The following is a 25,768-nucleotide window of genomic DNA, read 5'->3' on the forward strand; positions in this document are numbered from 1 at the left end:
ATGTTGGTAACTTTTTTAAAACCCGAAGGGAATTTTTTAAAAAAAGTTATCAATCTTCCGATTACAAATCCGTATTTTTGAATTAATTAATAACCTAAAAATGGTCAACGTATTTTAGGACATGACAACAGACTCAAGATAAATTAAAAAAAATGAAAAAAATATTGCTTTTACTTACCTTTTTAACGGTTTGCAATAATACTTTTTCACAAGAAGACAAAGTTGATCTAGCGATAAAAGAGCTTATCAAAAAACATAAAATTGTCGGTTTACAATTATCAGTAATTAAAGATAATGTTATTGTAAAAACTAGTCATTATGGATTCGCTAATATTCAAGATTCTATTGCAGTCAATAGAGAAACTGTTTTTAGTCTTAATTCTATTACTAAAGCATTCACAGGAGTTGCAATAATGCAATTAGTCGAAAATGGAAAACTAAACCTAGGAGAACCTATTTCAAACTATTTGGATAATCTACCCAATACTTGGCAAAAAATTACAATAGAACAACTGGCAACTCATAAATCGGGACTACCTGATGTTTGGGATTCTCAAGGCAATATGCTATCGGAAGATGGTACTATTTTGTTCGAAAAAATCAAAGAACTACCCATTGCTTTTGAACCTGGAAAACATGTGAAAATATGCTTAACAAATTACTTACTACTTGGAATGCTTATTGAAAAAATTAGTGGACAGTCGTTCGAAAAATTTATTACCGAAAACCAATTCAAAAAAGCTGGAATGAAAAACGCCATGAAAGCAGGAATTGGAGATTTTTATAACATTATCAATAACTCTGCCAGACCTTATACTTATTTTAGAAATAATGTTCTGACTAATGTTTATCAACCAATGCCTTCAAATTTATTGCCAGCTGGTGGTATATATGCGACAGCTACCGAAATGGCACAATGGGTAATTGCATTACAAACTAATCAATTAATCAATGCTGAAAATCTTAAAATTCTTTTAAAACCCATTGAATTAGAAAATGGAAAACAATATGAAGAAAATGGTTTGCTCGACAGAAGTTCAATTGGTTTTTCATTAAGTTCAAGAGTTGAAAATCCAATAATTGCTTTAATGGGTGGTTCAAGAAATGCATTGTTTATTTATCCTAAGAAAAATATTTCAATAGTAATTTTGACAAATTTAATGGGTTCACATCCTCAAGATTTTATAGAAGAGATTGCTAAATTATACAGTAACTAAAAAAACTACTGCCAACTACAGTTTGTACCAATCCCTGTGCTTACTTTCCCAGCTCTGCGAAGTCTCCTAACTTCGTAGCAACAATAAATTAAAAATTGAAGAACTATAATTTCATGGTCTTTAATTATATCTGCTGTTTTAATTTTTTTTAAAATATTTTACATAAAACCACGAACAGTTTCCCATTCGTGGTTTTTCCTATTTAACGAAAATCTCCTTCAATTGACCGATGACGTTTCCAGAACCTGAAATGGTGATTTCACCAATTTTATCAGCGATTTTTTCAACGTATTCCATCTCTTTCAATTTCCACAACATTTCGTTTTCTTCCATCAATTTGGCTGTGTTCAACATGCTTCTCATAGCCGCAGTTTCTTCACGTCTCATGATGCTGTTGGCTTGGGCTTTTTTCTCGGCCACCAAAACCTGATTCATGATTTCTTTCATATCTCCAGGCAAGATAATATCTCTTATACCGGCATTGAAAACAACCAATCCCAAATTGTTGATTTTATCAGTTACTTGTTCCAAAACTTCTTTTGAAATAGTATCTTTTCTATTCAACAATTCATCCAAAGTAAAAGTACCTACAAAAGCTCTCAATGCCAATTGCATAGCAACATACAACTGCTTATCAAACTCTTTGTTGTTAACCAATGCTTTCATAACATCAACTACTTGGTAGTTTACAAAGAAATTTATTCTCAAAGCTGCCTTATCTTTAGTCAATAATTCCTGACCTGAGATTTCCATTTGTTGTTGCCTGATATCCACACCTTTCACTTCAACTGAAATAGCATTGTTCCAAAAGTAGTAGGTTCCTGCAGTCAATTCTTTCACAAAAGAACCATTTACAAACAATAAGGCTTTCTCGTAGTTAAACACTTGAAATTTTCTAGTGAAAGGTCTCACTTTCAAATTTTCCAATAAAGTAACCGGAATTTGCTCAGTGATATTCACTTTAGACAAATCGGCTTTTACAAATTTGTTTTCAGCATAACCTTTCCAAAATGGATACCTTCCGGTTGCCAAAACTTCTTTGAAAATGCCATTAACAAAGTACAAAGCAATTTCATTATCGGCTACTTCAACCACTTCCAACATAGAAGCCAACTGCTCATTTTGCAACAAAATAGTCAATTCTATTGGAGCAACAAAGGAACTCTTCATTTCATAAATCAATACATTTTTTTTGCCAAAAATCCAAAAAGTACCTTCTTGCAATACTGCTACTAACTTTCCATTTTTGAACACCAAACCAACTTGGTAAGCATTCACTTTAATTCTTTTAATCATCATTTCTATTTTTTTTTTTGCCACAAAGACACTAAGTCACAAAGGATATTAGTTTCATTATGTATTTGTTAATTTGATAGTATTAAGTTCTAATCTTCACTCTTTACTCTTTACTCTTTACTCTTTACTCTTCACTCTTCACTCTTCACTCTTCACTCTTCACTCTTCACTCTTCACTCTTCACTCTTCACTCTTCACTCTTCACTCTTCACTCTTCACTCTTCACTCTTCACTCTTTCTAAAATAAAAAAACCTGTTTGTCCTCATCCTCAGATACCGACGGAAAACAAAGTGTTTGTACTTCCTTTACATTGGTTTGCCATTCTATTTTACAAATTCAAAATTGTACGCAATCATTTTTGTAATCAAATCTTAAAGCAACATAAATTCCAATCAAATCCTTTCATTTTCAGGTCTTCTCCTGAGTGCATCATTTGAACACTTTTTTTCTCCTTTGCCGACAAAGACAAACCTGTTTTCTTGGTACATTCATTTTAAGAGCTATGCTACTCTGGCTATTTAGATTTTGAGTCTAAAAAGGGACAGGCCACTGTCAAACGCATCGAATTGCGTGCAGGATTCGAACCTGCGTATCCAAATTACTATTGTTCTAACCTAACTGAACTATCTCGTTCGCAAACGAGAGTGGGATTCGAACCCACGACCCATAGTGGTAGATGGTTTTTTGGAAAAATCATCCGAAACCTCCAAATCAAGTTGAACAGTACAACATCATTCGCCATTGCGAAAAGAATACTACAATAGTGCTATACAGAAACACCCAACAAGACTTGTTTGATATTATATAAATCAATGAACTTTACTATTTCCGTCACTTCGAGTGTTTTTTGGCTTACTACTTTCTTCTTTTTTAGTCCAATCGTGTGAGCCAAAAAATGTATCGAGAAGCTTTTCACTTTACCGTCACTTCGAGTGTTTTTTGGCTTACTACCTTCTTCTTTTTAACTCCAATCGTGTTAGCCAAAAAATGTATCGAGAAGCTTTTACACCTCACCGTCATTTCGAGTGTTTTTTGGCTTACTACCTTCTTCTTTTTAACTCCAATCGTATGAGCCAAAAAATGTATCGAGAAGCTTTAAAACAATTACCTCGTTTTTCTTGAACAAAGATTTCAAAACCACTGCGCAATTATTCTGCGCAGTGATAATAAATTACAATAATCCCAATCTTCTTTGATGTTCCTTATCGCGAACTTCTATGGCTCCAAAAGGACTTCCCTTAAAATAACCAATGTTTTGAAATCCGTTTTCTTCGGTAATGAGTGATTCCTTTTTAGTAACCGCTCCAGTATATTTAGAACCATAATTCCCTTCAATTTGTCCAGTTGCAGGATTCAAATCACCCCAAGTAGGTGTCTTGCCGTTATAAATGGGTTCAACGAAATACGTGATTCCTGTCAACCTCGACTTCATTAAAAACCTTCCAGTTTCATCGGTATTGGTTAAAAATCTTTTTACTATATCTTGTCTCATAATTTTTATTTTAAAATGTTAATTAATCAAATGAATTACTACCATAATTTGACTTTCGGGATGTTCTCTTGAGTCAATCTTTTGAATAGTTGTTTTAAGATGTTTATTCATTCCTAAGGTCAATAATTTGTATATAATTCTATTTTCTCCTCTAGGTACAAAACCTAATTTACTGTCCTTGTAATAGATTGCAACCGCTCTTGCGTCAAATTTATTATCCGAATCCAATCTAAGTTCTAAAGCTTTACCTACTTTAAGCTTTCTAAAAACCATTGCGCCTTCATAGTAGGTAAAACCTGCAATAGTAAAATGTGCTAAATGTTCCATCTTCATGATTTCTCTTTTTTTAATTAATAATTAAGTTTTACTACTTGTGGAACAGATTCGAGTTGAACGAATACCTCTAGTTCTTCAGACTAACGTGCACACCACATACACCACTGTTCCTTTTTGTACAGGAAGAAGGGCTCGAACCTTCAAAATTCAGATCCTAAATCTGACGCGTCTACCATTTCGCCATTCCTGCATTTTGTTGATTCATCAGGACTCGAACCTGAACTGAGAGAGTCAAAGTCTCTTATGCTAAGCAATTACAATATGAATCAGTTTGTGGAAGTAGTAAGATTTGCACTTACTCAGTACCTAAACACTTGTTTTACAGACAAGCCCGACTCTCTAACTTCGGCGTACTTCCATTATTTGTCTGAGAAGCAAGATTCGAACCTGCGACCTCTCGCGTCCAAGGCGAGTAAACAACCACCGTTATCTTCTCAGCTTTATTCTTGGGTGTTTTCGGGAATCGAACCCTGTACTTCAAATCCACAGTTTGATATTTTACCTAATAAACTAAAAACACCATTTTATTTATTCCAATAGGTTAAAAACAACCTTAGTACCTCGTCACTTCGAGTGATTTTAGGAAAACTGCGATTAGCTGTTTTGCTAAAATTGTATCGAGAAGCTTTTGTTTTCAGTAGTTCTCGATACAATTTTTACTCCATTGCATTCCGTAAAAACCACTCGAAGTGACGATAGACTTATACTGAACACTAAAAACTGAACACTGAACACTAAAAAATTTGCGGCTTATACGAGAATCGAACTCGTAGTTCTCGAGAGACAGTCGAGAAGGTTGCCATTACCCCAATAAGCCAAGTTCCTTTCTAAAAAAACTCTAGTAATCCCAGAAGGATTCGAACCTCCGACCCACTGCTTAAAAGGCAGTTGCTCTAACCAACTGAGCTATGAAATTAATTGTGATTCTGGAAGGACTCGAACCTTCATCTATAGCTTCGTAGGCTATTGCTCTCTCCAATTGAGCTACAAAATCATTGTAATTCCGGAAGGGCTCGAACCTTCAACCTTTGGTTTAGAAAACCAATACTCTATCCAATTGAGTTACGAAATTATTTTGCGATTCTGGAAGGATTCGAACCTACAACCATTGGCTTAACAAGCCACCGCTCTACCCTTGAGCTACAAAATCAGTAATTAGTAGGCACAAAAAAAGCACCTCGTAAAAGGTGCTTCGTATCATAACAACAGAATACTACTATTCCATTGGCTTGCATTGATGCACCTGTATATTGTAAAACCCAAAGTCAAAACTCGGAGCTCCATTCAGTTTATTATGTAGTAAACAATCTTTCATTGCTAAAGCTTTTATTTCCTGTACTTGTAAATTATATCGTGATCTCATTTTTTTTATTGTATAATGTATTATTGTATAATGTATTATTGTATTGTTGTATATTGTATTGCTGTAAACTATACTTTCTATTTTCTATTTTCTATTTTCTATTTTCTATTTTCTATTTTCTATTTTCTATTTTCTATTTTCTATTTTCTATTTTCTATTTTCTATTTTCTATTTTCTGAAAACTGTGAATGAAAACTGAAAACTGCGACTGAAAACTGAAAACTGAAAACTGAAAACTGAACACTGAACACTGATTACTGAACACTGATTACTAATTTTCCGCTGCAAAGATAAAGTCAAAAAAAACTAACTTCCAAATTTATTTACAATTTATTTTATTGATTTTCAATTAGTTAATCTTATTTTTAAACATAGAAAATCCTGTCCACTATTCTAGTAGATGCCTTATTAGTGTCAAATGACTGTCTCTCATTTGGTTACTTTTCAAGGTTATATGGCGCTATAATTATAATTCATTCAACATATTTTTTCATTTTTTTGCCACAAAGACACTAAGTCACTAAGTTTTTGTTTCTTTTTAAGTTATTAAGAACATTAAAATTTATTAAGAATCAATTTTCTGAAGTTAATCTGAATGGAAATACTCTTTATTCTTTTCTCCTTTTTCTATTCTCTTTTTTCTATTCTCTTTTTTCTATTCTCTTTTTTCTATTCTCTATTCTCTATTCTCTATTCTCTATTCTCTATTCTCTATTCTCTATTCTCTATTCTCTATTCTCTTTTTAAAACAAAAAAAACGTCCCATTTTCATAGGACGTTTTGTATATATTTTGGTAATTTTTCTAAAATTAACTTTCAATTTCATAAAAACACCTACAACGTCCACCACATCCAACAGGATATTTTCCTGCTAAACGGTCTATATTTAGATTAAAAAGTGATTGAATTGTGTGCATTTGTTTTTATTTTCGTGGGCAAATGTAGGAATTAATTTGGATTAAGCTACTATTTTGATTTTATTACTTGTATTTATAATTCTTTATTTTTTTAAAGGATTAGGTTTTGGGATTTTAGGTCTTGGATGGTCATTTATTCTTTTTACCTTTTGATTTACTTGATAGTCTTAATCGTTCTGCTTGTGCTCTCGCTTCTTCTATTGTAACTGGCTTTTGCTTGGAAAGAATTTCAAATCCAATCTTGGCTCTTTCCTGAAATGATATTTTGTAATTCATGTTTAATAGAATTGATAAAATAAATATAACTATTTTCTTTTACAATAACCCAAACAACTTACTGCCCGATATAACTTCGAAGAGGATTAGGTTTTGGTATTTTAGGTCTTGGATGGTCATCTCTTTTAAGTTTAAATAACTTCATCATTTTTTTTATTCATCGTTCCAATGTTGAGTTAATTGTATTGTTTCATTGTAAGGTTTATAATCATCATCGATTTTATCAACTTTAATTACAACAGGCAAATCGGCTGAAAGTCCTGCTAAAATACAAGCACCTTGTGGAAGAATTGATAAGCTTTCAAAAGAAACTTTATCTAAGTAAGAAACTGTTCTACCAATAGCTTCAATATCTTTATTGTTTATTAAACGGTGTAAAAAGTAGTTGTGTAATTGTGATATGATAGTATCTGAAATATCAGAAGGCCTTTGACTTGCAATAGTCAAGAAAACCCCAAATTTTCTTCCTTCTTTAATAATTTCTTCAAAAGTTTCTAAACGATAATCTTTCCATGTTTCACTTTCTCTAATGGAATTTTTTGATAATATGTTATGAACTTCATCAATGATTATGTTTAAGTACTTAGATTTGTTATTCTTTTTTTTATGACTATCGTAAAATTCTTTACAAATTACTAAAGGCAATACCTTTTTTATTGATTGATCTGTTATGTTTTTTAATGATATTATGGTTGTATTTTTACTTGAATTTGATGTATTGTTTGATATTTCAATTAAATAAAAAAGCTGTCGAAAAATTTTAATAGTTCTTGATTTTAAAGGACCAATAAATTCGGCATTCAAATTTCCAGAGACATAATCTTTGTAGTACTTTAAAACAATCTTAAGTTTAATAAAAAACAATTCATTTTGTTGAAACTCAATTTTATCTATTAATTCGAAAAAAGGAACTTTAAAATAAAAATCTAAATTTTCTTCAGTATAACCTTTATTGTCAGTAGAGGTAGATTTATTTGCTCTTCCTAACATTCCTTTTTTTAAATAAAATTTACCTTCATCAGTTCTAAAATCTATTTCTTTTCCTATAAACTTTCTAATCTCTTCATATATGTTACTACCTTGTTCAAAACAATCATTTATATCTTTGAAAAGTTCAAATAGAACTCTAACACCAAGATTTTTATCTTTCTTGAAAATTAATATTTCAATGATTTCTTCTTTAATAAAATTTTTAAAATTAAAATTTTCGTTTTTAAATATGTTATAATTAAATACAGAATCTAAAAATGGTTTTTGTGTTTTTTCAGTTGCATCAAGTAAAATTGACAATATTTCAACACTTTCAATTGACTCTTTAGAAATTGGAAATTTACTTTTCTTATTTCCTAGTATGAATTCATCCTTAAATTCTTCTTCAAGGATTATCTTGTTATATTTTCCATCATCCGTTTTAGGATTTACATATTCACCATTAAAATCAATTAAAACAAACTTTGCATTTTCTCTGAATTTTGCTTCTTTTTTGTATTTATTGAAAAGTTCATGATAAATTTTTGCTAAAGAATATGATTTACCGCTTCCTGTATTACCAAAAATGCCAATATGACTTGCAAAAAGCCGGTCAACTCCTAATTTTATTGGAACACTTGTTTCGTTTAATAATGTTCCTATTTGTATGGCATCTTCAGTATCTTTTGCAAACTTGTGTATTAATTCAAATTCATCTTCATTTAACAAATAACATTCATTTTCAATTAAAGGAAGTTCTTTTAAACCCTGTTTAAACTCTTTTTGATTATTTTCAGAATTGATAAAGCCAACTAATGTAACAACTAAAATCCTTTTGATTCTGTTTTTAGAATTGGAGTAATTTGATGACAAATTTAACTTGTCCTCTTGGATAAATTCACTTTCAATTTTTCCTATTAATTCGGCAAATCCTTTAGCTATTTTTAGATAACTACCAACAGAAACATTCTTAATTACATTACCATTATGAAGCAAATGTGACGCATTTTTCATTTTGTCTACAGCAACTTCAATGGTTCTGCCTTTAACTGCAATAACAGTTCCTACTTTTAATATTGAATCATTATCCTTCTCTATTTGTAGTTTCTGTTTTGGTTTCTTTGTCTAGTTGTTCTTTCAATTCCTTAGTTTTTTCTTCACCTAAAAAATATTTGCTATCAAATTCCCTCGCAAGCGGGTCAAAAATATTTAAGATTTGATGTTTCAAACAAAAAGATTCAGTAATATGAATGGTTGTTATGTTATGATATTGTGGAAATAATTCTTTAATTTTTTCTTCATCTGATTTTGAATAACACAATACATACATTATCAAAGTTGGATTACTTCGTAAAACTCTCTGTGTAATTTCTTTAATATGTTCATCAGCAAAAGAAAATCCTGTAACAAAAAGAATGCTATTTTCCCTTTCTAGAGAATTAGAATACATCCTTAATTGTTCGTAGAAATTATAATCTATCGTAGTTAAAGCAAACTTTTCTTTAGTCGGATTTACCATCACTAACTCATTGTAAATCATTAAAAAACTTTCAATTTCTTTAGTTACTTTTAATTTGTTTGATTTCTCTTTTAGCTGTTCAATAGTTATTCCTTTTTCAATTTTAATTAATGTTTCTGGCAATACTTTAATTTCATTCAATCTTGACAAAACATCTAATTGGTTATCATGATATATTGAATCTTTTTTTAATCTCCAATTTACTGAACCATGCATTTTGAATAAATTGAAAGTTGGCAACTCTGTTTTATTATCATAATGAGCACTTACTTGATAAATTGATTTCTTGAAATTACTTGTTGAGAAAACAGGATTTTGTCTGCCATAAAAACCATCATTAAACTCAATATTCAATTTTTCAAGAGTATAATCTAAAAACAAATCCATATTGGTAGTAAATAAATTAATTTGTTTACTAATTATGTTAGTTTTTCTTCGAGTAAGAATTGTATTTAAAGCAGAAATAAGCTGACAATAATTATTCAATGTATTTCTAAACTCTTCCTTTCGCTCAACTGCTATTCTTTTATTATTGAAACCAAGATTACCTCTTATACATTTTTGAAAATAAGCATATTTTATGGAACAATCTATGATTTTAAATTCATTAGTATCTCTATTAATTTTGCTATTTAGTTCAGTCAATAAATTTTCAACCATGTTTAAGGTTTGAAAATAATCAGTTGAAGCACCTGAACCAATTAGAAAATTTATATGACAACTTTCTAATATTTTTTTTATTTTTTCTAATTTTTTATCGTCTAACATAGTTGTTAATTTACTTTTATATTTCTTCTGTAAAACTGGATATTTCTTTCTTTAAATCTACCTCTACCTTTGCCAAAATACATTTCATAAACTATGTAAATTGTAATTAAATTAACAATTAATATTTTCCATTCTACTTTTAAAATATCCTTTTGACATTCAAATATCTTGAAATCAAAAAAAGTACTTTTCAAAAGTAAGTACAACCAAATTAGCATGAAAAATTTACTAATAAGTTCATTTATTTTGGAAACTGAATAAGTTTTTTCAGAGGTATTAGTTTTATATAATTTTCCAATTACATAATCTTCTAAAACATCAACTACCTTTTCCCAATGTCTTTGCCATGTTTTACTTCCTTTATTTATAAACCACCATGCCAAAGCAGTAATAAAACCAAAACAAATTATATAATGTAAATAATATTTCTTCTCATCAAAATCATTTGATGATGTTACAGAAAAAAAACCTGCAAAAATTAATGCTTGAAATGCCCAAAAATAACCTGCTCTTTTCCAATATAATTCAATCTCAAATTCTTTTGATTTCCATGCCAAGTCAAAAACTTTCTCTTTTTTATCTTGTTCAAGTTTTTTAAAATCATTTAATTCTTTTAAAAATTTTTTCTTTGAAATTGGTTCACTCATAGTTTAATTAATATCATCTTCCAAATTTAACAAAAAAACAACGACAAAAACACGTAGAATTACGTGTTTTATCAACAATATTCGGCTATTTTCCCAACTAAACTATACGACTTACTTTGTTTGCGTAGCAAGATTTGAACCTGCGACTTCCAAATTTTATATAACATTCCAACTCCTAACTGCTCACTAAACACTAAACACTAAACACTGAGCACTGAGCACTGAACACTGAACACTGAACACTGAACACTGAGCACTGAACACTAAACCCTAATCCTCTCTACTTCCATCATCCGCCATTCGAACTAACTTTGGTGTAAACGTAGCAACCACATCAACCAATTCTTGTTGCGCTGCCATCACTTGATGAATGTCTTTGTAAGCCATTGGTGCTTCGTCTAAACCTGCGCCAATCAAGGTTACATTATGGTCTTTTAATATGTTTTGCATTTCGGTTTTAGTGATTGTTTTTTCGGCTTGCGTTCGGCTCATTTGTCGTCCTGCACCATGCGATGCCGAGTTGATGGCGTTCTCCTCACCTTTTCCTCTAACCAAAAATCCTGGCGCAGTCATACTTCCTGGAATAATTCCCATAACGCCTTTTCCAGCAGGAGTGGCACCTTTTCGATGCACAATTACTTCTTCGTTGTTCCAAACTTCCTTCCAAGCAAAGTTGTGGTGGTTTTCTACTTTGGCTAAAACAGTCGCACCCAAAGCACGTTCCATTTTGGTATGAATCACTTCATGACACGCCGAAGCATAATCGCCAGCCAAGTTCATAGCAATCCAATATTCCTGACCTAAATCGGTAGTCATATCCAAGTAAGCTAAGTTTCTAGCTACTTCAGGTAATTTACAAACGTCTTTGGCAATTTTGGTGTAATGTCCGGCAACGGTGGCACCAAAACCTCTCGAACCCGAGTGCGTCAATAAAGCCACATACTTTCCTTTCGGAATGTTCAAGATTTCATCAGCTTCTGTAAATTCCATAATTCCAAATTCCACAAAGTGATTTCCACCACCAGATGAACCCAATTGCGACCAAGCTTTGTCTTTCAAGTTTTTGATGAAAGTATGTTCAGCAAACAATGGGCTTTCCAAAACCGAATGATCGGATTTGTACTGACCTTGAAATCCGTGACCTGCACCAAACTTAGTATGCGCAATCAATTCACGTTTGAATTTATCTTCATTCGCATAATAAAATGCTTCAGGAATATCATAAACCGACAATGCCATTCTACAACCAATATCGACACCAACACCATAAGGAATAATAGCATTTTTAGTAGCTAAAACACCACCGATTGGCAATCCATAACCTTGATGAGCATCGGGCATTAAAGCGCCAGCAACCGTTACAGGTAATTGCATGGCAACTTCCATTTGCTTTCTTGCGCCGTCTTCAATATGCTCTAAACCATAAGCCGCAAAAGCATTCGGATTAGGATTCAATTGAATGAAATCTTCTGGTTTTTCATTGGCTTTTTCAATCAATGCAACCGCCAATTTGCTAAAAATAGCATCATCGATATAGTTTTCTGGAGTTTCAAGAACTAATTTAAAATGAGCCAACATCTGCTCACGAGTAAATCCGTGGCGCTTGCTGTTAATTTTCAAAGCAATTCCGATAATTTGTCCTTGCGGTAATCCTAATTCCTGTAAGTCGAATCCGTTGATTGGTGTTTTCATTTTAGTAATTCTTTAATTATTTTATTTAATTCATCCGTCACTTCGAGTGATTTTCTGTTTTAAAAACGACAGTTTTTGAAATAGAAAATTGTATCGAGAAGCTTTATTTAACTTTACCGTCAGTTCGAGTGATTTTCTGTTTTAAAAACGACAGTTTTTGAAATAGAAAATTGTATCGAGAAGCTTTATTTAACTTTACCGTCACTTCGAGTGATTTTCTGTTTTAAAAACGACAGTTTTTGAAATAGAAAATTGTATCGAGAAGCTTTATTTAACTTTACCGTCACTTCGAGTGATTTTCTGTTTTAAAAACGACAGTTTTTGAAATAGAAAATTGTATCGAGAAGCTTTATAACCTGTAACTTCAATTTTACAGTACAAATATTTCAAAACTACTGCGCAATTAATTTGCGTAGTTATATAAAATTTTAAAAGAGGTAATGTTTAGGAAGGATTTGAATTTCTTTGGACGAAGGAATCCTTTCCTGACGACACTCTTTTTTTTTAAGAGCTATGGATTATAAGTGACATTTAGGAGTCGAACCTAATTAAATCTACCAACGAAGGAACACTTACATACGGCATCTTATTTTTTGAAAAAGTAATAATTGACAAGAGTAGCATTGGATTTTAAGTCGAAGTAGCTCTTGTAAACGACATTTTTCATTAATTTTAAAAGAAGTAAAAAGCGATAAGAGAAATGGGGCATGTCAGTGCCAGAGTCGAACTGGATAGCCTTGCTGATTTTACAACTTCGCTATTCCTCCCCAAATGTGACGAAGTAACTCTTATCTACGACATTCTTTTTTATTTTTAAAACAAGGTAAAAAGCAATAAGTGACCTATCGTGCTCTAACCATCTGAGCTACTCTCCCATTTTATTTTCTACTTGTGGAAGAGACGGGACTCGAACCCGCGACACCGTCGTTAAAAGCGAAGTAACACTTATCTACGACACTTGTTTATTTATTTTTATTTCAATGAACTACACTTTTTGTCATTCTGAGGAACGAAGAATCTCAATAGTATATTTTCAATACAAATACATCAACTATTTATAAATTCATTTTTTAAATAATTAATAATTGTATCTCCATACAAAATTATGTCTGCACCCACTACTGAAATTACAGGTGACAAATATTTATCTTTAAAAACAACTAATGCTCTATGATTATGAATAGGAACAAACCCAACTATTTTAGATGCATCAAACCCTGCTTCATTAATAACAAATAATGCTTCTTCGTAATTATTATTAATTTCTTCAACTAACCATTTAGATTTTTCAAACTCATAAGGATAGTGATAAAAGAAACTTGAGTTGTCATATTTAACAGCGCCATTTTCAGGATCTATTGAAATTAATGGTTTATCAAATCCTGTAAAAGTCAAGAGCATTTCTCTATAAAGCCAAGGAAATTCAAATCCAAATAAACGTTCTAATTCATCAATTTCTTTTCTACTAATTCCTTTACAAAACTTAGTATTAGGTTGAACTTGAAAACCCCAACAATCATTATGAACTTTAATTTTTCTAAACTTCTTTTCTATTTTATATTTTAATTCAACAATTTTCATGAATCTTATTTTTAATAATTAAAAGAACTTCTCTTTCTCTAGACAAAGATTCAAAAACTACTGCGCAATAATTTTACGCAGTAGATTCTTTTTTTTACAATTCTATTCTATTGATATAGTTCAAAGCACTACTTTTATCTTCCAAAGCATGCAATACATCAAACACTTTGTCGGACCAACCTGCTATCAAATACACATCATTTTTTTGTTTATCTATCGGTGCATAACCATAACCTGCCAAGTCAAACAAATACAATTTAGCATTAGGAGCAATAGTTTTGTAACGATTCCATGAGTTAGCAAAAGTGTGATTGGTCGAATTACTGTTCCACATTTGAACATCGGTAAACAACATTACTTTGTCCACTCGCTCATTTCGTTTTATCAAATCTTCCAAAACCAAATGACCATTAGTCGAATAACCAACTTCACCTTCTCGTTTGTAATATTCATTCACATTACTCAAAACGCTTCTTTTTGGCATATTGATTATTTTCCATTTATCGCCAAACATACCACTTACCACATTTTTACATTGGCTTTGCATCAACATACCCAACATCAAACCAATATCATACAACAAGATTTTACTTTTTGGGGAAATAGGTTGTTGCATCGAACCCGAAACATCACAAGCTACCACTACCGAAGTGTTTACATCAAAACCTTTAATGTTTTTAGCGCTCACCATAACTGCAGTTTCCAAAGCATCCAACACCATTGAAGTGTATTTTGAAGGCAACTCTTTCAACTCTCGGTAAGCAGCCAAAAATCGGAAAGGCAATTGTTTTGATTTCATAACCGCATTTTCATTTGTCAAATAATGACACACTTTTTCGATATGGAAACCCGAAACATTAGCTTCCATAATGTTACGCAAATTTCGCATCAAAGCCATATAACCAATCTTGTTACTATCAATCAATTCCTCCCATTTATTTGTAAATGCTTTTTGCTTTTCAGCTACGTTATAGAATTTCACTTGACCCAATTGCGACAACTCGGTTTCCCATGTATAAGGTGTTTGCAAAGTATCGGCAACTATTTTGTTAAACAATTCTTGTTGTGCCTCATCTTTTGCTTTTGGATGCACCAAAAACAAAGCATCTTTCAATTTAACTGAACCATCACGATTGTATTTTGCAAATTGATATTCATCAAATTTGTTAAAAGAAACCGCCAAACCTTTTTGAATTTGTTTTGACAAACGATTCAATTTTTTAGTACCTTTTCGATCATTTGCCATTTGGTAGTAAGCCAACAACTCAGTGATTTCATCTGCACGTTGGATTACATGAACTATCATTTTACTTATCAAAGCATCACCTGAATAGATTTTAGCCAATTCCACCACCAAAACCAATGGTACAGAACGCATATTCATTTCATTACGAGCATAAACCGCCAACTTTGCAACAAATACAGGATTACATTTTTGGATTAAGGTTTTTATTCTATCCAAGCGAGCAGTATCTTTTTCATAAAAAGAAGCGCTCAAACTTGTGGTAACCACTGAGGCATACAATTCATATTCTGGAGTTAATGGAAAAGCAGTAGCATTTTCGTGATTAACTATTGTGTTTTTCTGTTTTGTCAAAAAATTAAATTTCATCTTTTCTAGTTTTAAAAAATTAAACAATCATTCGTTGTTTGCTTTCAACAGTACAAAGATTTTAAAACTACTGCGCAATTATTTTGCGTAGTAAAAAATAAACTTTAAATTTGATTATGAAATTACAAGAACGATTTAAAAACTTACTAATTACTATTGGTTTTAATGCATCTGAAGTCAACACTTTATGGTTTGATTTACATGATGTATACTCTACAAAATCAAGATATTACCACAACTTAAACCATTTGAAAGAAATGATTGTATTGTATGATGAATATAATCTTGAATTGGAATTTCCTAATGAAGTTTTATTTAGTATCTTTTATCATGATTATGTTTATAAAGTAACTCGAAAAGATAACGAATTAAAAAGTGCCGAATATGCTTTGTCGATTTTGCCATCCATTACAACTTTAAACAAACAATTGGTTTTTGATATGATTTGCGCAACGAAAAATCATCAACATAATAAAATTGAAGATATCAATTGGCTTATTGATTTCGATTTGAAAATACTTTCTAAAAATTGGGAAGATTACAAAATGTATTGCAGTCAGATAAGAAAAGAGTATAAAATCTATCCCAATATATTATATAAACCAGGAAGAAAAAAAGCATTGCAACATTTTCTAGAAAACCAAACAATATACCAAACCCAAGAATTCAAAACCAAATACGAATCTATAGCAAGAAATAATATAAAAGCCGAAATTAACGCACTATAACAGAAATACTGTATACTGTATATTGAAAAATAGTATACAGTATATTGTATACACTACAGATCAATACATTATACAACAATACGTTTTACAACAATACACTATACAACAATACACTATACAACAATACACTATACAACAATACACTATACAACAATACAATATACAAAAAAAACATGGCTCAAAACAAAAATGCTTTAATCCGCTACAAAACCATTGACAAATGTCTCCAAAACAAATACCGTCAATGGACATTGGATGATTTAATAGAAGCCGTGAGCGATGCCTTATTTGAATATGAAGGAAAAGAAAATTCGGTGAGTAAAAGAACCGTTCAGTTAGACATTCAAATGATGCGTAGTGAAAAATTGGGTTACAATGCACCCATTGAAGTCTATGATAAAAAATATTACCGTTATGAAGACGAAGATTTTACCATAACCGATATTCCTCTAACAGAAACTGACATCAATGTGCTAACAGAAACGGTTTATATGTTGAAACAGTTCAAAGACTTCTCACTATTCAATGATGTTTCCGATATTTTACAACGATTGGAAGACAAAATCTACGCTGAAAAATCGCATACCCAACCTGTAATTCATTTAGACAAAAACGACAATTTGAAAGGATTGCATTTCTTGGACCAACTCTATCAAGCTATTATTAAAAAAGTAGTTTTAAAAATCACCTACAAATCATTTACTTCTCGAGATGAAAATACGTTTTTGTTTCATGCCTTTATTTTGAAAGAATTCAACAATCGTTGGTTTTTAGTAGGACGAAAAAGAACTAATGCACCCATAAGCAATTTGGCATTAGACCGTATTATCAAAATAGATTATGATTTTCAAACGCCTTATCTGGAAGAAGAATTTGATGCTGAAAAATTTTATAAAAATATAGTTGGCGTAACCGTAAACACCGGATTACAACCCAAAAAAATAGAACTTTGGATCGACCGAACCAATGCACCTTATGTAATAACAAAACCATTACACAACTCCCAACGATTGATAAAAACCAACGAAGATGGAAGCATTATCATTCATTTATTTTTAGTAGAAAACTACGAATTAGAACGGTTATTACTTGGCTTTGGGAATGGCATCGAAATCATAAAACCAGAAGGAATGCGCAAAAGGATGAAAGGAATTCTAGAAAAAAGTTTGGAGAAATATAAATTGGGAGAAGGAAATAATTAAACAATAACCACCACTTTACTCCTATCGTCCTCCAAAGGAACATAACCGCCATCTAGTTCCTTATAAAAATCAAGTACTAAAATAGTAAACAAGAAACCATCAATAAGCTCCATTTTAGGCACTTCAAGTGTAATAGAATTAGGTAGCGTTATGTGGTTGTAAAAGTGTTTATCACTCTCACACAAAGAATTGGTTTTGGCATCAAAATTAAAAGCTAAAGACAAAACAGTACAACTAACACAAGTAGCACCATCGGGAATCACGATTCCATCAGTAATAAATTGTAATTGATTATTTGAAATGGTACAATCTAAAGAAATTGCCATTTCAGGGTTAAAATGAAACCCTTTCAATTCATTTTGTGCTTCAATAGTAGCAAGTGCTTTGGCTAAGGTACGTTCACCTCTAACCGATGCTGTATCAAAAACCAACAATTGACGCATCTTTTTGGTCAAGTTATTTACCACCAAAAGATTGTTCTTCTTAGGTAAATAATCCTTTAAAGCCAACCGAAGTTCCTTACAAGTAGAAGAAACCCGTCCAAACTCAGAAGCATTCTGCCTGCTTAAAGCATACTTTGGCGAAGTTTTTAAAGCTTTTGTAGTAAAGCCACTTTTAGCTCTCATAATGATTTGGTCTTCCAATTTATAAAGAACATAATCATCAATTCGCTTAGGGAATTTTCCTTCTACTTTAACTCTAGCCATCGTTTGTACTTCATTTTTTTATATTCTACTTCGTTCGAGTTTTGTTCCTATTTGCTTCGTAGTTGTGGTACCCTAAAATAATACTTATTTTCAATGCATTTGCAAAAAATAAACCTTTTTACGAACAAGTTACGAACCAAATACAAACCAAAGATAACCTACACTTCTACATAGTTGGTTTATAGCAACCCTATAGATACTCCATAGCAACGGTATGGTTGTGGTACCCTAAGTTTTAATTTATCTTTAAAAAACTAGTTTAAGAAATTGTGGTTTTAAAGCTTAATTTAAAGTTTGTTTTGTACTTTTGATTGCAGTGCTTCATCAAAAGTTTCAGACTTACAAATCCACAACTTTATGAAGTCTTGAAACGTTATAAACAATTTATTAAAAACTCGTTATGAAAAGACTATTTTTCTTATTTTTTATGCTTTTGAGCTTAAGCTTTTCAAATGCTCAAATACCTAAAAATGGTTTTTACACTTACAAGATTGTTTATGTAGAATCTAACGGAAAACTGAGTGGAATATGTAAAGTTTTAATAAAAAACAATAAAATAACTGTTAGTCGACCTGCTGCCGCAAATGCATCAGACATAAAGTATGAGCGTGTTGTTGAAGGAATAATATTAAAGCACCAAAAAAGCGGAAAATGGATTATAGGCAAAAATGAAAAGGACAAATTTGCAAAAGAAATTGGTGGTTGCAGTGACGGTCCAATAGAAGTTGATTTTAAAAATAAAATAATTTATTTGTGTTAAAGCAAAACTGCCAAGAACCACCGTTTTCAACTATTACTAGGCTTGCGCTTGCGTTTCTAACTTCGCGGAAAATACTAATAGGTTTTCAATTCTATCTTTCAAATTAATTCAGTAGATTTGTTTGGTAAGTGTTCGCAACAACTAAGCGAAAGTCGCAACACATTAACAAAAACAATTTCAAATCGCAATAAATGAGGAATTTAATAATCATATTGACATCTACAATTGTAACATCTTTCTCAGTATGCGGACAAACGAAAAGCAACAATATTGACAATAAACAGACAATTCAAAACATAAAGTTTGTGTTTGACGATTACGTTAAATATCAAGAAGCAACAGATTCAAAAGCCGATATAGATCTAATGATTAGTAGTCTTAAATCACTCAACAAAATAACAAATCATAATGAATTAGAGGTTTTAATAAACGTATGGATGTATTACGACCCTACAGATTTTCAGGGTATTCCTGAAATTAATAGAATCCTTAAAATCAGTAGACCAGAAAGTATAGAAGCTGTTAAAAAAAGAATGGCTAACAAAAAAGAATGGGAAAACGAAGAATCAGCGCCATACTCAGATTTAAAAAATCTTTTGAAACAACTTGAAAATGAATAGAAAAAAATGTTATAACTTTGGTTTTACACAATGGACAAATATTAAAATAGTAGTTGGCACAATTCTTTTTTTATTCATTGCTTGTAATAAAATTACTTCCGGAGATGATTTAACAGAATCAGATATTCAGAAAATTAAAAAGTTGGGGATTTTAGATGACAACGAAAAAATAATTAAATTTTATTCTGAATATAAAAAAAATGTTGCTGGCAATTTTTTTACTAACAAACGCATTGCATCATATTGGAAAGATGAAAATAATGAATCTAAAGATAAAATAAATAGTGCATTTTATCAAGATATTATCAGAATAGATACTATTACAAATGCTGGCGCTTCATTTTCACCATATATTAATGTAATACGAAAAGACAGTTCCCAGTTTAAAGTTTGTTTCGATGGCCAAAAAGCAGAAATAAGAAAAACATTTGAGGAAGTTATTTCAATTTGGAAATCCAATAAAAAATAATTGCAGTTGCTAATCACAGGTACTAAACAAATTAAAATGAAAGCTAAAATCCTTATACCACTATTAATTGTTCTTGTGCTTTTGACTGCATTATTTAGTTGGTCATTTTATATTCGCATAAGTATGGATTACAATTCAGAAGGAACCTATTTTGATAAAAATACTTTAGTTGTCTATAACGAACAAGCTGTATTAGTTTACGGAATAATTACATTCCTATTGCTCACATTGACAGTAGTAACAACTTGGAAATTAAAATCAACATTTAAGAACTTATAAGAACTTCCTATGGCAAGTATTGGTTACATTTTAAATAAACAAAACAAAAAAAGCATGAAAATCATACTATTGATGCTGATTGCAATAACTATTACTTCTTGTAAAAACGAACACGAAAATCAATCCAAAAACTCTGAAAGCGAAACATTACAGAATTTAGAAAAAACACAAACCAAAAAAAATAATACTGATACTATTGAAATATCTAAAAAGCATAAAATCAACAAAATTATATGTGATTTAGATGGAGATAAATTGGATGAAACTGTAGAAATTGTAAAAAGCACTAAAAGTGGAAAAAGTGGATTACGAATACTATTCGGAAACGGAAAAAGAACAGATTATTTCGGAATGGGAAATGATATTTTAAAGCAAGGTTTCGACGAGATTGATTGGGCAGGAATATTTGAAAAAGCACCAAAAAATGAAATTTATTGGAATAATGTAAATGATGAAGGAGAAATAGTATCAGAAGAAGAAATAAAAGAATCTGATAAAATTAAACTTTTAAATGACGGAATATACATACACGCAGAAGAAAGTTGTGGTGGAGGAATAATTTATCTGAAAAACGGAAAATACGAATGGATTCAACAAGAATAAATTGCAAGCCACTAACAGTCGTTATAAGAAATCAGAGATTTAGGGTTTAATTTAAAGTTTAGGGCTTAAAAATATCCAGCTTCATGAAGCGGAAAACTTACATACATTAGCCAAAATTTAAACAAAATGAAGAAAAAAACAAGAAACATTTTACTTATTGGCATCTCAATATTGGTTGCTCTATTCTTTTATGGAAGCCACAATTTTAGGAACGATAGACAAAGTTATAGAGAAATAGTATCATTAGCAGGTGTTGGAGATGTAAGTACTGCTTTTATCAAAATGGAAGAAAGAGAAAGTTTCTCAAATCCGATAGTGAACTTTATTTATCATAGATGGAAGAAAAAAATGTATGCTCGTTTTATTTCAAAAGAAGAAGTATTTGAAAACACATCAGGAAACGACATAATTAATGATATTTCAAACATTTATCGTGAATATTGGCGAGTGGAACTGTTGAAACCAAAACTAGAAAACAGAACAGACTCCACGCTTTATAATAACATCGCTGACTATATACTATCCAAAAAGTTAACAAATCTTTCAAAAGATAGCTTACGCAAGAATATTAAAGACGACTCTGTATTGAAAGAAATAATTGAAAAAGAAGGATTTAAAGTAGATTTTAAATTCCGAAATGGCCTTCAAGAAATATTTATTTGGAATAAAGAAAGTACTAAAAAATATGACGTTATTTTACCAAAAGACACTGTAAAAACTTCTGTTGTGTTTATTGAAAGCTATCATATAAACGGATATGATGAATTTGCAACTTTTGGCGATTCTCAAGTGGGTGGATGGGCTATAAAAGAATCTGCAACACTATACTGTAATAAAGGTACTTATGATTTAAATTCAGAAACTTTTGAAGTTTCTTATTTAAAACATGAAAGTTTACATTTTACTGATTTAAATAATTACCCAAACTTAAGTTCTACTGATTTAGAATACAGGTCAAAGGTTATTGAATTGATGTATTGTACAGAAGGAACTATTTATGACCGAATCTCAGAATTTTTGTTAGGAGCAAATAAAGCAGATAGGGAAAATTCTCATCCGTACGCCAATTATATTTTGATTCAAAATCTGTCGAAATTGATATTCAATTCCGATTTCAACTCAGACATTAATAAATGGGAAAAAGTATCGGTTGATAAAATCAATAATGCTGCTAAATCATTGTATGAATCAAGTGAAAATATATTACTGAAAGACAATAGCTTAAATAAAATAATATAAACTATGGCTAACAGTCGTTTGGCAAAATGGCGAGTTCAGTGCTTAATTGAACATTCGATTTTCTAATCAGCATTTGTATGCTAAATTGAAAGTAAGCACTTCTAAATGCGCCACTTCGCAAAGCTTCAAAACGTCAGCGAATATACTAAGACTCATGTCAACTAACAATAAACTGTCAGATATGAAATTATCAACTCTCTTATTTTTTAATATTCTATTCATTTTGACTTCGTGCAATGGGCAGAATTATAATTCTCAGAACCAAACTAAAATCACAAAAGAAAATCTTGTAAAAGGCGACACCATAAAAGAACTTGGAAGTAGTATAATGGTTGTTTATCAAGACAAAAAAAATAATTATTGGTTTGGAAGTTGGGAAACAGGAGTATATAAATACGATGGAAATGAATTAATTAATTACACAACAAAACACGGTTTGCTTAACAACAGAATTGATGAAATAAAAGAAGATGAATTTGGTAATATATATTTTGGCAGTGCAAACGCAACGTCATCAATATCAAAATTTAACGGAAATAATTTCACGACTTTAACAGCAGTTCCAAGTGAAAATTGGAAACTTGAATCCACAGATATGTGGTTTGAAAATTCTTATAGAAATACCGGAAAAGTATACCGCTATGATGGGATTATATTACATGAATTGCAGTTTCCTAAGCCACCAAACTTATCCAATCCATTTGATATCTATAGCATTTATAAAGACAGAAAAGGAAACATATGGTTTGGCACAAATCCAGTCGGAGTTTGCCGATATGATGGAAAATCATTCAATTGGATTACAGAAGAAGATGTGACAGAATTTCGAAATGAAGGTGCAAACGGAGTGCGTTCAATAACAGAAGACAAAAATGGTGACTTTTGGTTCAATACCGAATATCGATATAGTGTGTACGACAGCAACACACTAAAAAGTAATAAATTTTACACAAGACACAAAAGCATAGGTGGTTTAGATGGGAAAACAGACAGCAATTTAGACGAGTATCTATCAACAGTAAGAGACAACAATAATAACTTATGGTTTGTGACTTATCGCGATGGCGTTTGGAAATATGATGGAGAGAAAATTTCTCATTATGTAGTTCAAGATAATTCAAAAAACATTACATTATTCAGTATTTACAAAGACAACAATGGCGACCTTTGGCTTGGAACACACGAAAATGGTGCTTATAAATTTAACGGAAAGACTTTTGAAAAGTTTAAACCATAATCACCAAAGAAAACAATCTATATTACATGTTTGCTAACATTTCATGACTTGCGCTTGCTATATGGTCTTCGAGGAAAATAAGTAAGTGCAAACAATTTTATCTTTCAAAGAAATTTATTAGATTTGTTTGGTGAGTGTTCGAAGAAGCAACTGGTGTAAGTCTCGACACTTTAGCTGTAATGTTAAAAATTGAATATAATATGAATCCAAATAAATTTGCAGCTATTCTTGTTTTAGTAATTAATCTCTTTTATTTTATTCCTGAAACGATAAAGATTATTTTATCTGGCGGTGGACCTTTTGGGCTTGGTTTAATTGCACTACCTTTTACCATTCTTGCTAACTTATTTTCTATTCCGAGTATACTATCATTAACAAAAAAATTAGAAAATAGAAAATCATTACAATGGATTAATATAGTTGGACTTTTAATTTGTAGTTTTTTATTAGGTTATATATTGAGTACACGCGGATATTAAAGGCAACTCTATTGCCAAAGCGGTTACAAGAAATTCCCAGCTCCACAAAATGTTCAATTTAATGTGATGCTCTTCTAAGGCTACTGACTTTATAGCAATTTTGTTAAATTTGCTATAGAAAATAGTAAAACAACTTAACAATAAACATATCAAGATGATGAAATATATTTTTACAATAACACTTTTCCTTATTACAAATTTGACGTTTGGACAATCAAATTCAGAAAAAGAGACTTTAAATTCAAACCCAAATTACGATAAGACACTATCCGAAAAATTAGGCAGTGATGATTATGGAATGAAAAGCTACTTCTTGGTCATTCTGAAAACTGGAACAAATGCTACAACAGACAAAGAACTCATTGCCGAAAGTTTTAGAGGTCACATGAACAACATTAACCGCTTGGTCGAAGAAGGCAAATTAATTGTTGCAGGACCTTTAGGAAAGAATGACAATAAATACAGAGGTATTTTCATTTTGAATAATTTAAAAACTATTGAAGAAGCAAAAGAATTATTACAAACAGACCTAGCCATTAAAAACGGAATTTTAGACTACGAGATATTTACATGGTATGGTTCGGCTGCACTTCCTGAGTACTTACCGCTTTCAGATAAAATTTGGAAGATTAAACCTTAAAATTTATACAAAACAACCAGCTCTGCGAAGTCTCCTGACTTTGAAGACATAATAAATTACGATAACTGTATTTAAAACAAAGCCCACACAAAAAATAAAACTATTTAAACTCAAACAAAAACAATTAGTTAATTTAATACATTAGCTGACTTAATCAAAAACAAAATTTATGGGATTCTTTAATTGGTTTTCAAATAAAAAAGAGGAAAAAACTTCAAAGGCAATGCCAACGCAATTGGATTTAGAGCAAAAATATCAAGAAGTAATTGCTGCATTAGAAAAACACAAAAGAACCGCTTATTTACCTGTTTTAAAAGACAATACTAAAACATTTTCAACTAACTCAAAATATGGTGGCTATCCTTATTTAAGAAACGAAAACGATTGGCCTATTTGTGAGAATTGTAAAAAACATATGCCTTTATTTTTACAATTAAACTTAAACGAACTTCCAATAAAAAAAGAAGACGGATTGATTCAGCTTTTTTATTGTACCAATTATGACGAGGATTGCGAAAGCGAACTAGAAGCATTTTTTCCTTTTTCTAAAGGATCAGCATGTAGAAAAATTAAAATAGAAAACCCATCGGCAACAATACAACCCAACTCAATAGACATTTTTGACGAAAAACTTATCGTTGACTGGAATGCTAAAAATGATTATCCGCATCCTGAAGAATATAGTTTGCGTAATGTTGATGCTACTATCGATATTGATGATGTATATGAATTGATGGAAGAAAGAGATTGCGGACTAACTATTTCTCAAGACAAATTATTTGGTTGGCCTTATTGGATTCAATCGGAAGAATATCCTTACGACCGAAAAACTGAAACCCGAATGGAACTATTATACCAAATGGGTGAAAGTGAAATCATTCCTTACATGTTTGGCGATCTTGGAATTGGCCACTTAACCCAAAGTCCAGATAATGATGAAGAACTTGCATTTGGATGGGCTTGTTCTTAAACTAATTAAAATTCTAAAGAAAATTAAAATCGTTACTTAAAGAAGATAGAACTACATAAGAAATGGTGTAGTTTTTTATTTATACTTAATCCAATAATTTTAATATATTTGTTAGGATTGTAATTAAAACATCAGTCAATACCTATTGA

General features: G+C 31.0%; 24 protein-coding genes and 9 tRNA genes. 13 read left to right on the forward strand and 20 right to left on the reverse strand.

Annotated features, from left to right (window positions below; genetic code table 11):
* The first annotated feature begins 152 nt into the window (after nucleotides 1-152).
* The gene (locus ABD766_RS00005; RefSeq protein ID WP_344814800.1) at nucleotides 153-1,217 is read left to right on the forward strand and encodes a serine hydrolase domain-containing protein; all 1,065 of its coding nucleotides are present in this window, start codon (nucleotides 153-155) and stop codon (nucleotides 1,215-1,217) included.
* Nucleotides 1,218-1,415: 198 nt separating this feature from the next.
* Here the strand turns inward: ABD766_RS00005 and ABD766_RS00010 are convergent, their stop codons facing one another.
* From ABD766_RS00010 to ABD766_RS00100, 19 genes are all read right to left on the reverse strand, one after another.
* Complete coding sequence (locus ABD766_RS00010; RefSeq protein WP_344814801.1) at nucleotides 1,416-2,516, reverse strand: slipin family protein; 1,101 nt, start codon at nucleotides 2,514-2,516, stop codon at nucleotides 1,416-1,418.
* Nucleotides 2,517-3,083: 567 nt separating this feature from the next.
* A tRNA-OTHER gene (locus tag ABD766_RS00015) sits at nucleotides 3,084-3,147 on the reverse strand.
* 538 nt (nucleotides 3,148-3,685) lie between these two features.
* Complete coding sequence (locus ABD766_RS00020; RefSeq protein ID WP_344814802.1) at nucleotides 3,686-4,006, reverse strand: hypothetical protein; 321 nt, start codon at nucleotides 4,004-4,006, stop codon at nucleotides 3,686-3,688.
* An 18-nt stretch (nucleotides 4,007-4,024) separates the two neighbouring features.
* A complete protein-coding gene (locus ABD766_RS00025; RefSeq protein ID WP_344814803.1) occupies nucleotides 4,025-4,339 on the reverse strand; it encodes an HIRAN domain-containing protein in 315 nt (104 codons plus the stop codon).
* A 41-nt stretch (nucleotides 4,340-4,380) separates the two neighbouring features.
* Nucleotides 4,381-4,453 (reverse strand) — tRNA-Phe (locus ABD766_RS00030).
* 6 nt (nucleotides 4,454-4,459) lie between these two features.
* Nucleotides 4,460-4,532: transfer RNA gene (locus tag ABD766_RS00035), tRNA-Leu, on the reverse strand.
* Between the two features lie 176 nt (nucleotides 4,533-4,708).
* Nucleotides 4,709-4,780 (reverse strand) — tRNA-Pro (locus ABD766_RS00040).
* Nucleotides 4,781-5,088: 308 nt separating this feature from the next.
* A tRNA-Asp gene (locus tag ABD766_RS00045) sits at nucleotides 5,089-5,159 on the reverse strand.
* Nucleotides 5,160-5,184: 25 nt separating this feature from the next.
* A tRNA-Lys gene (locus ABD766_RS00050) sits at nucleotides 5,185-5,258 on the reverse strand.
* 5 nt (nucleotides 5,259-5,263) lie between these two features.
* Nucleotides 5,264-5,336, reverse strand: a tRNA-Arg gene (locus ABD766_RS00055).
* Nucleotides 5,337-5,340: 4 nt separating this feature from the next.
* Nucleotides 5,341-5,414: transfer RNA gene (locus ABD766_RS00060), tRNA-Arg, on the reverse strand.
* A 6-nt stretch (nucleotides 5,415-5,420) separates the two neighbouring features.
* Nucleotides 5,421-5,492, reverse strand: a tRNA-Asn gene (locus ABD766_RS00065).
* Nucleotides 5,493-6,751: 1,259 nt separating this feature from the next.
* A complete protein-coding gene (locus tag ABD766_RS00070; RefSeq protein ID WP_344814804.1) occupies nucleotides 6,752-6,898 on the reverse strand; it encodes a hypothetical protein in 147 nt (48 codons plus the stop codon).
* Between the two features lie 153 nt (nucleotides 6,899-7,051).
* Nucleotides 7,052-8,881 (reverse strand): ATP-binding protein, encoded by a 1,830-nt coding sequence (locus ABD766_RS00075; protein ID WP_344814805.1) that lies wholly within the window; start codon nucleotides 8,879-8,881, stop codon nucleotides 7,052-7,054.
* A gap of 70 nt (nucleotides 8,882-8,951) precedes the next feature.
* Nucleotides 8,952-10,154 carry an SIR2 family protein gene (locus tag ABD766_RS00080; RefSeq protein ID WP_344814806.1) on the reverse strand — a complete coding sequence of 401 codons (1,203 nt, stop codon included), beginning with the start codon at nucleotides 10,152-10,154 and terminating at the stop codon, nucleotides 8,952-8,954.
* Between the two features lie 5 nt (nucleotides 10,155-10,159).
* On the reverse strand, nucleotides 10,160-10,801 hold the full coding sequence (locus ABD766_RS00085; protein WP_344814807.1) for a RipA family octameric membrane protein: 642 nt from the start codon (nucleotides 10,799-10,801) through the stop codon (nucleotides 10,160-10,162).
* A 270-nt stretch (nucleotides 10,802-11,071) separates the two neighbouring features.
* The gene (locus ABD766_RS00090) at nucleotides 11,072-12,493 is read right to left on the reverse strand and encodes an RtcB family protein (protein ID WP_344814808.1); all 1,422 of its coding nucleotides are present in this window, start codon (nucleotides 12,491-12,493) and stop codon (nucleotides 11,072-11,074) included.
* Nucleotides 12,494-13,540: 1,047 nt separating this feature from the next.
* Nucleotides 13,541-14,074 carry an SMI1/KNR4 family protein gene (locus ABD766_RS00095; protein WP_344814809.1) on the reverse strand — a complete coding sequence of 178 codons (534 nt, stop codon included), beginning with the start codon at nucleotides 14,072-14,074 and terminating at the stop codon, nucleotides 13,541-13,543.
* 94 nt (nucleotides 14,075-14,168) lie between these two features.
* The gene (locus ABD766_RS00100; RefSeq protein WP_344814810.1) at nucleotides 14,169-15,686 is read right to left on the reverse strand and encodes a TROVE domain-containing protein; all 1,518 of its coding nucleotides are present in this window, start codon (nucleotides 15,684-15,686) and stop codon (nucleotides 14,169-14,171) included.
* 116 nt (nucleotides 15,687-15,802) lie between these two features.
* On the opposite strand from ABD766_RS00100, the gene ABD766_RS00105 reads away from it, so the two are divergent.
* Together ABD766_RS00105 and ABD766_RS00110 are read left to right on the forward strand one after the other, a co-directional pair.
* The gene (locus ABD766_RS00105) at nucleotides 15,803-16,414 is read left to right on the forward strand and encodes an HD domain-containing protein (protein WP_344814811.1); all 612 of its coding nucleotides are present in this window, start codon (nucleotides 15,803-15,805) and stop codon (nucleotides 16,412-16,414) included.
* Nucleotides 16,415-16,587: 173 nt separating this feature from the next.
* Nucleotides 16,588-17,616: a helix-turn-helix transcriptional regulator gene (locus tag ABD766_RS00110; protein WP_344814812.1), complete on the forward strand. Its 1,029-nt coding sequence runs from the start codon at nucleotides 16,588-16,590 to the stop codon at nucleotides 17,614-17,616.
* On the opposite strand, the gene ABD766_RS00115 is transcribed toward ABD766_RS00110, so the two are convergent.
* Complete coding sequence (locus tag ABD766_RS00115; protein ID WP_344814813.1) at nucleotides 17,613-18,323, reverse strand: hypothetical protein; 711 nt, start codon at nucleotides 18,321-18,323, stop codon at nucleotides 17,613-17,615. The two genes, ABD766_RS00110 and ABD766_RS00115, sit on opposite strands and share 4 nt — an antisense overlap.
* A gap of 400 nt (nucleotides 18,324-18,723) precedes the next feature.
* On the opposite strand from ABD766_RS00115, the gene ABD766_RS00120 reads away from it, so the two are divergent.
* The 10 genes from ABD766_RS00120 to ABD766_RS00165 all read left to right on the forward strand — a co-directional run bounded on the left by ABD766_RS00120 (nucleotide 18,724) and on the right by ABD766_RS00165 (nucleotide 25,619).
* Entirely contained in the window at nucleotides 18,724-19,083 is a 360-nt protein-coding gene (locus ABD766_RS00120) for a hypothetical protein (RefSeq protein ID WP_344814814.1), read from the forward strand.
* 191 nt (nucleotides 19,084-19,274) lie between these two features.
* Nucleotides 19,275-19,703, forward strand: coding sequence for a hypothetical protein (locus tag ABD766_RS00125; RefSeq protein ID WP_344814815.1), 429 nt, complete (start codon nucleotides 19,275-19,277; stop codon nucleotides 19,701-19,703).
* Nucleotides 19,696-20,172 (forward strand): hypothetical protein, encoded by a 477-nt coding sequence (locus ABD766_RS00130; RefSeq protein WP_344814816.1) that lies wholly within the window; start codon nucleotides 19,696-19,698, stop codon nucleotides 20,170-20,172. Before ABD766_RS00125 ends, ABD766_RS00130 begins: the two co-directional genes overlap by 8 nt.
* A gap of 36 nt (nucleotides 20,173-20,208) precedes the next feature.
* On the forward strand, nucleotides 20,209-20,451 hold the full coding sequence (locus tag ABD766_RS00135) for a hypothetical protein (RefSeq protein ID WP_298308157.1): 243 nt from the start codon (nucleotides 20,209-20,211) through the stop codon (nucleotides 20,449-20,451).
* A 54-nt stretch (nucleotides 20,452-20,505) separates the two neighbouring features.
* Nucleotides 20,506-21,054: a hypothetical protein gene (locus ABD766_RS00140; RefSeq protein ID WP_344814817.1), complete on the forward strand. Its 549-nt coding sequence runs from the start codon at nucleotides 20,506-20,508 to the stop codon at nucleotides 21,052-21,054.
* A gap of 126 nt (nucleotides 21,055-21,180) precedes the next feature.
* Nucleotides 21,181-22,293, forward strand: coding sequence for a hypothetical protein (locus ABD766_RS00145; RefSeq protein WP_344814818.1), 1,113 nt, complete (start codon nucleotides 21,181-21,183; stop codon nucleotides 22,291-22,293).
* Between the two features lie 181 nt (nucleotides 22,294-22,474).
* A complete protein-coding gene (locus ABD766_RS00150) occupies nucleotides 22,475-23,530 on the forward strand; it encodes a ligand-binding sensor domain-containing protein (RefSeq protein ID WP_344814819.1) in 1,056 nt (351 codons plus the stop codon).
* A gap of 134 nt (nucleotides 23,531-23,664) precedes the next feature.
* On the forward strand, nucleotides 23,665-24,009 hold the full coding sequence (locus tag ABD766_RS00155) for a hypothetical protein (protein WP_344814820.1): 345 nt from the start codon (nucleotides 23,665-23,667) through the stop codon (nucleotides 24,007-24,009).
* A gap of 154 nt (nucleotides 24,010-24,163) precedes the next feature.
* Nucleotides 24,164-24,649, forward strand: a complete 486-nt coding sequence (locus tag ABD766_RS00160) for a YciI family protein (protein WP_344814821.1) — start codon at nucleotides 24,164-24,166, stop codon at nucleotides 24,647-24,649.
* 169 nt (nucleotides 24,650-24,818) lie between these two features.
* Nucleotides 24,819-25,619 (forward strand): DUF1963 domain-containing protein, encoded by an 801-nt coding sequence (locus tag ABD766_RS00165; protein WP_344814822.1) that lies wholly within the window; start codon nucleotides 24,819-24,821, stop codon nucleotides 25,617-25,619.
* Nucleotides 25,620-25,768: the final 149 nt, after the last annotated feature.

The sequence above is a fragment of the Flavobacterium cheonanense genome (assembly GCF_039539185.1).
Classification (GTDB): Bacteria; Bacteroidota; Bacteroidia; order Flavobacteriales; family Flavobacteriaceae; genus Flavobacterium; species Flavobacterium cheonanense.

What these genes read in the sequence shown, in the direction of transcription:
- ABD766_RS00005 (WP_344814800.1), top strand. Translation starts at nt 153, where the DNA reads ATGAAAAAAATATTGCTTTTACTTACCTTTTTAACGGTTTGCAATAAT.
- ABD766_RS00010 (WP_344814801.1), bottom strand. Translation starts at nt 2,516, where the DNA reads ATGATGATTAAAAGAATTAAAGTGAATGCTTACCAAGTTGGTTTGGTG.
- ABD766_RS00020 (WP_344814802.1), bottom strand. Translation starts at nt 4,006, where the DNA reads ATGAGACAAGATATAGTAAAAAGATTTTTAACCAATACCGATGAAACT.
- ABD766_RS00025 (WP_344814803.1), bottom strand. Translation starts at nt 4,339, where the DNA reads ATGAAGATGGAACATTTAGCACATTTTACTATTGCAGGTTTTACCTAC.
- ABD766_RS00070 (WP_344814804.1), bottom strand. Translation starts at nt 6,898, where the DNA reads ATGAATTACAAAATATCATTTCAGGAAAGAGCCAAGATTGGATTTGAA.
- ABD766_RS00075 (WP_344814805.1), bottom strand. Translation starts at nt 8,881, where the DNA reads ATGAAAAATGCGTCACATTTGCTTCATAATGGTAATGTAATTAAGAAT.
- ABD766_RS00080 (WP_344814806.1), bottom strand. Translation starts at nt 10,154, where the DNA reads ATGTTAGACGATAAAAAATTAGAAAAAATAAAAAAAATATTAGAAAGT.
- ABD766_RS00085 (WP_344814807.1), bottom strand. Translation starts at nt 10,801, where the DNA reads ATGAGTGAACCAATTTCAAAGAAAAAATTTTTAAAAGAATTAAATGAT.
- ABD766_RS00090 (WP_344814808.1), bottom strand. Translation starts at nt 12,493, where the DNA reads ATGAAAACACCAATCAACGGATTCGACTTACAGGAATTAGGATTACCG.
- ABD766_RS00095 (WP_344814809.1), bottom strand. Translation starts at nt 14,074, where the DNA reads ATGAAAATTGTTGAATTAAAATATAAAATAGAAAAGAAGTTTAGAAAA.
- ABD766_RS00100 (WP_344814810.1), bottom strand. Translation starts at nt 15,686, where the DNA reads ATGAAATTTAATTTTTTGACAAAACAGAAAAACACAATAGTTAATCAC.
- ABD766_RS00105 (WP_344814811.1), top strand. Translation starts at nt 15,803, where the DNA reads ATGAAATTACAAGAACGATTTAAAAACTTACTAATTACTATTGGTTTT.
- ABD766_RS00110 (WP_344814812.1), top strand. Translation starts at nt 16,588, where the DNA reads ATGGCTCAAAACAAAAATGCTTTAATCCGCTACAAAACCATTGACAAA.
- ABD766_RS00115 (WP_344814813.1), bottom strand. Translation starts at nt 18,323, where the DNA reads ATGGCTAGAGTTAAAGTAGAAGGAAAATTCCCTAAGCGAATTGATGAT.
- ABD766_RS00120 (WP_344814814.1), top strand. Translation starts at nt 18,724, where the DNA reads ATGAAAAGACTATTTTTCTTATTTTTTATGCTTTTGAGCTTAAGCTTT.
- ABD766_RS00125 (WP_344814815.1), top strand. Translation starts at nt 19,275, where the DNA reads ATGAGGAATTTAATAATCATATTGACATCTACAATTGTAACATCTTTC.
- ABD766_RS00130 (WP_344814816.1), top strand. Translation starts at nt 19,696, where the DNA reads ATGAATAGAAAAAAATGTTATAACTTTGGTTTTACACAATGGACAAAT.
- ABD766_RS00135 (WP_298308157.1), top strand. Translation starts at nt 20,209, where the DNA reads ATGAAAGCTAAAATCCTTATACCACTATTAATTGTTCTTGTGCTTTTG.
- ABD766_RS00140 (WP_344814817.1), top strand. Translation starts at nt 20,506, where the DNA reads ATGAAAATCATACTATTGATGCTGATTGCAATAACTATTACTTCTTGT.
- ABD766_RS00145 (WP_344814818.1), top strand. Translation starts at nt 21,181, where the DNA reads ATGAAGAAAAAAACAAGAAACATTTTACTTATTGGCATCTCAATATTG.
- ABD766_RS00150 (WP_344814819.1), top strand. Translation starts at nt 22,475, where the DNA reads ATGAAATTATCAACTCTCTTATTTTTTAATATTCTATTCATTTTGACT.
- ABD766_RS00160 (WP_344814821.1), top strand. Translation starts at nt 24,164, where the DNA reads ATGATGAAATATATTTTTACAATAACACTTTTCCTTATTACAAATTTG.
- ABD766_RS00165 (WP_344814822.1), top strand. Translation starts at nt 24,819, where the DNA reads ATGGGATTCTTTAATTGGTTTTCAAATAAAAAAGAGGAAAAAACTTCA.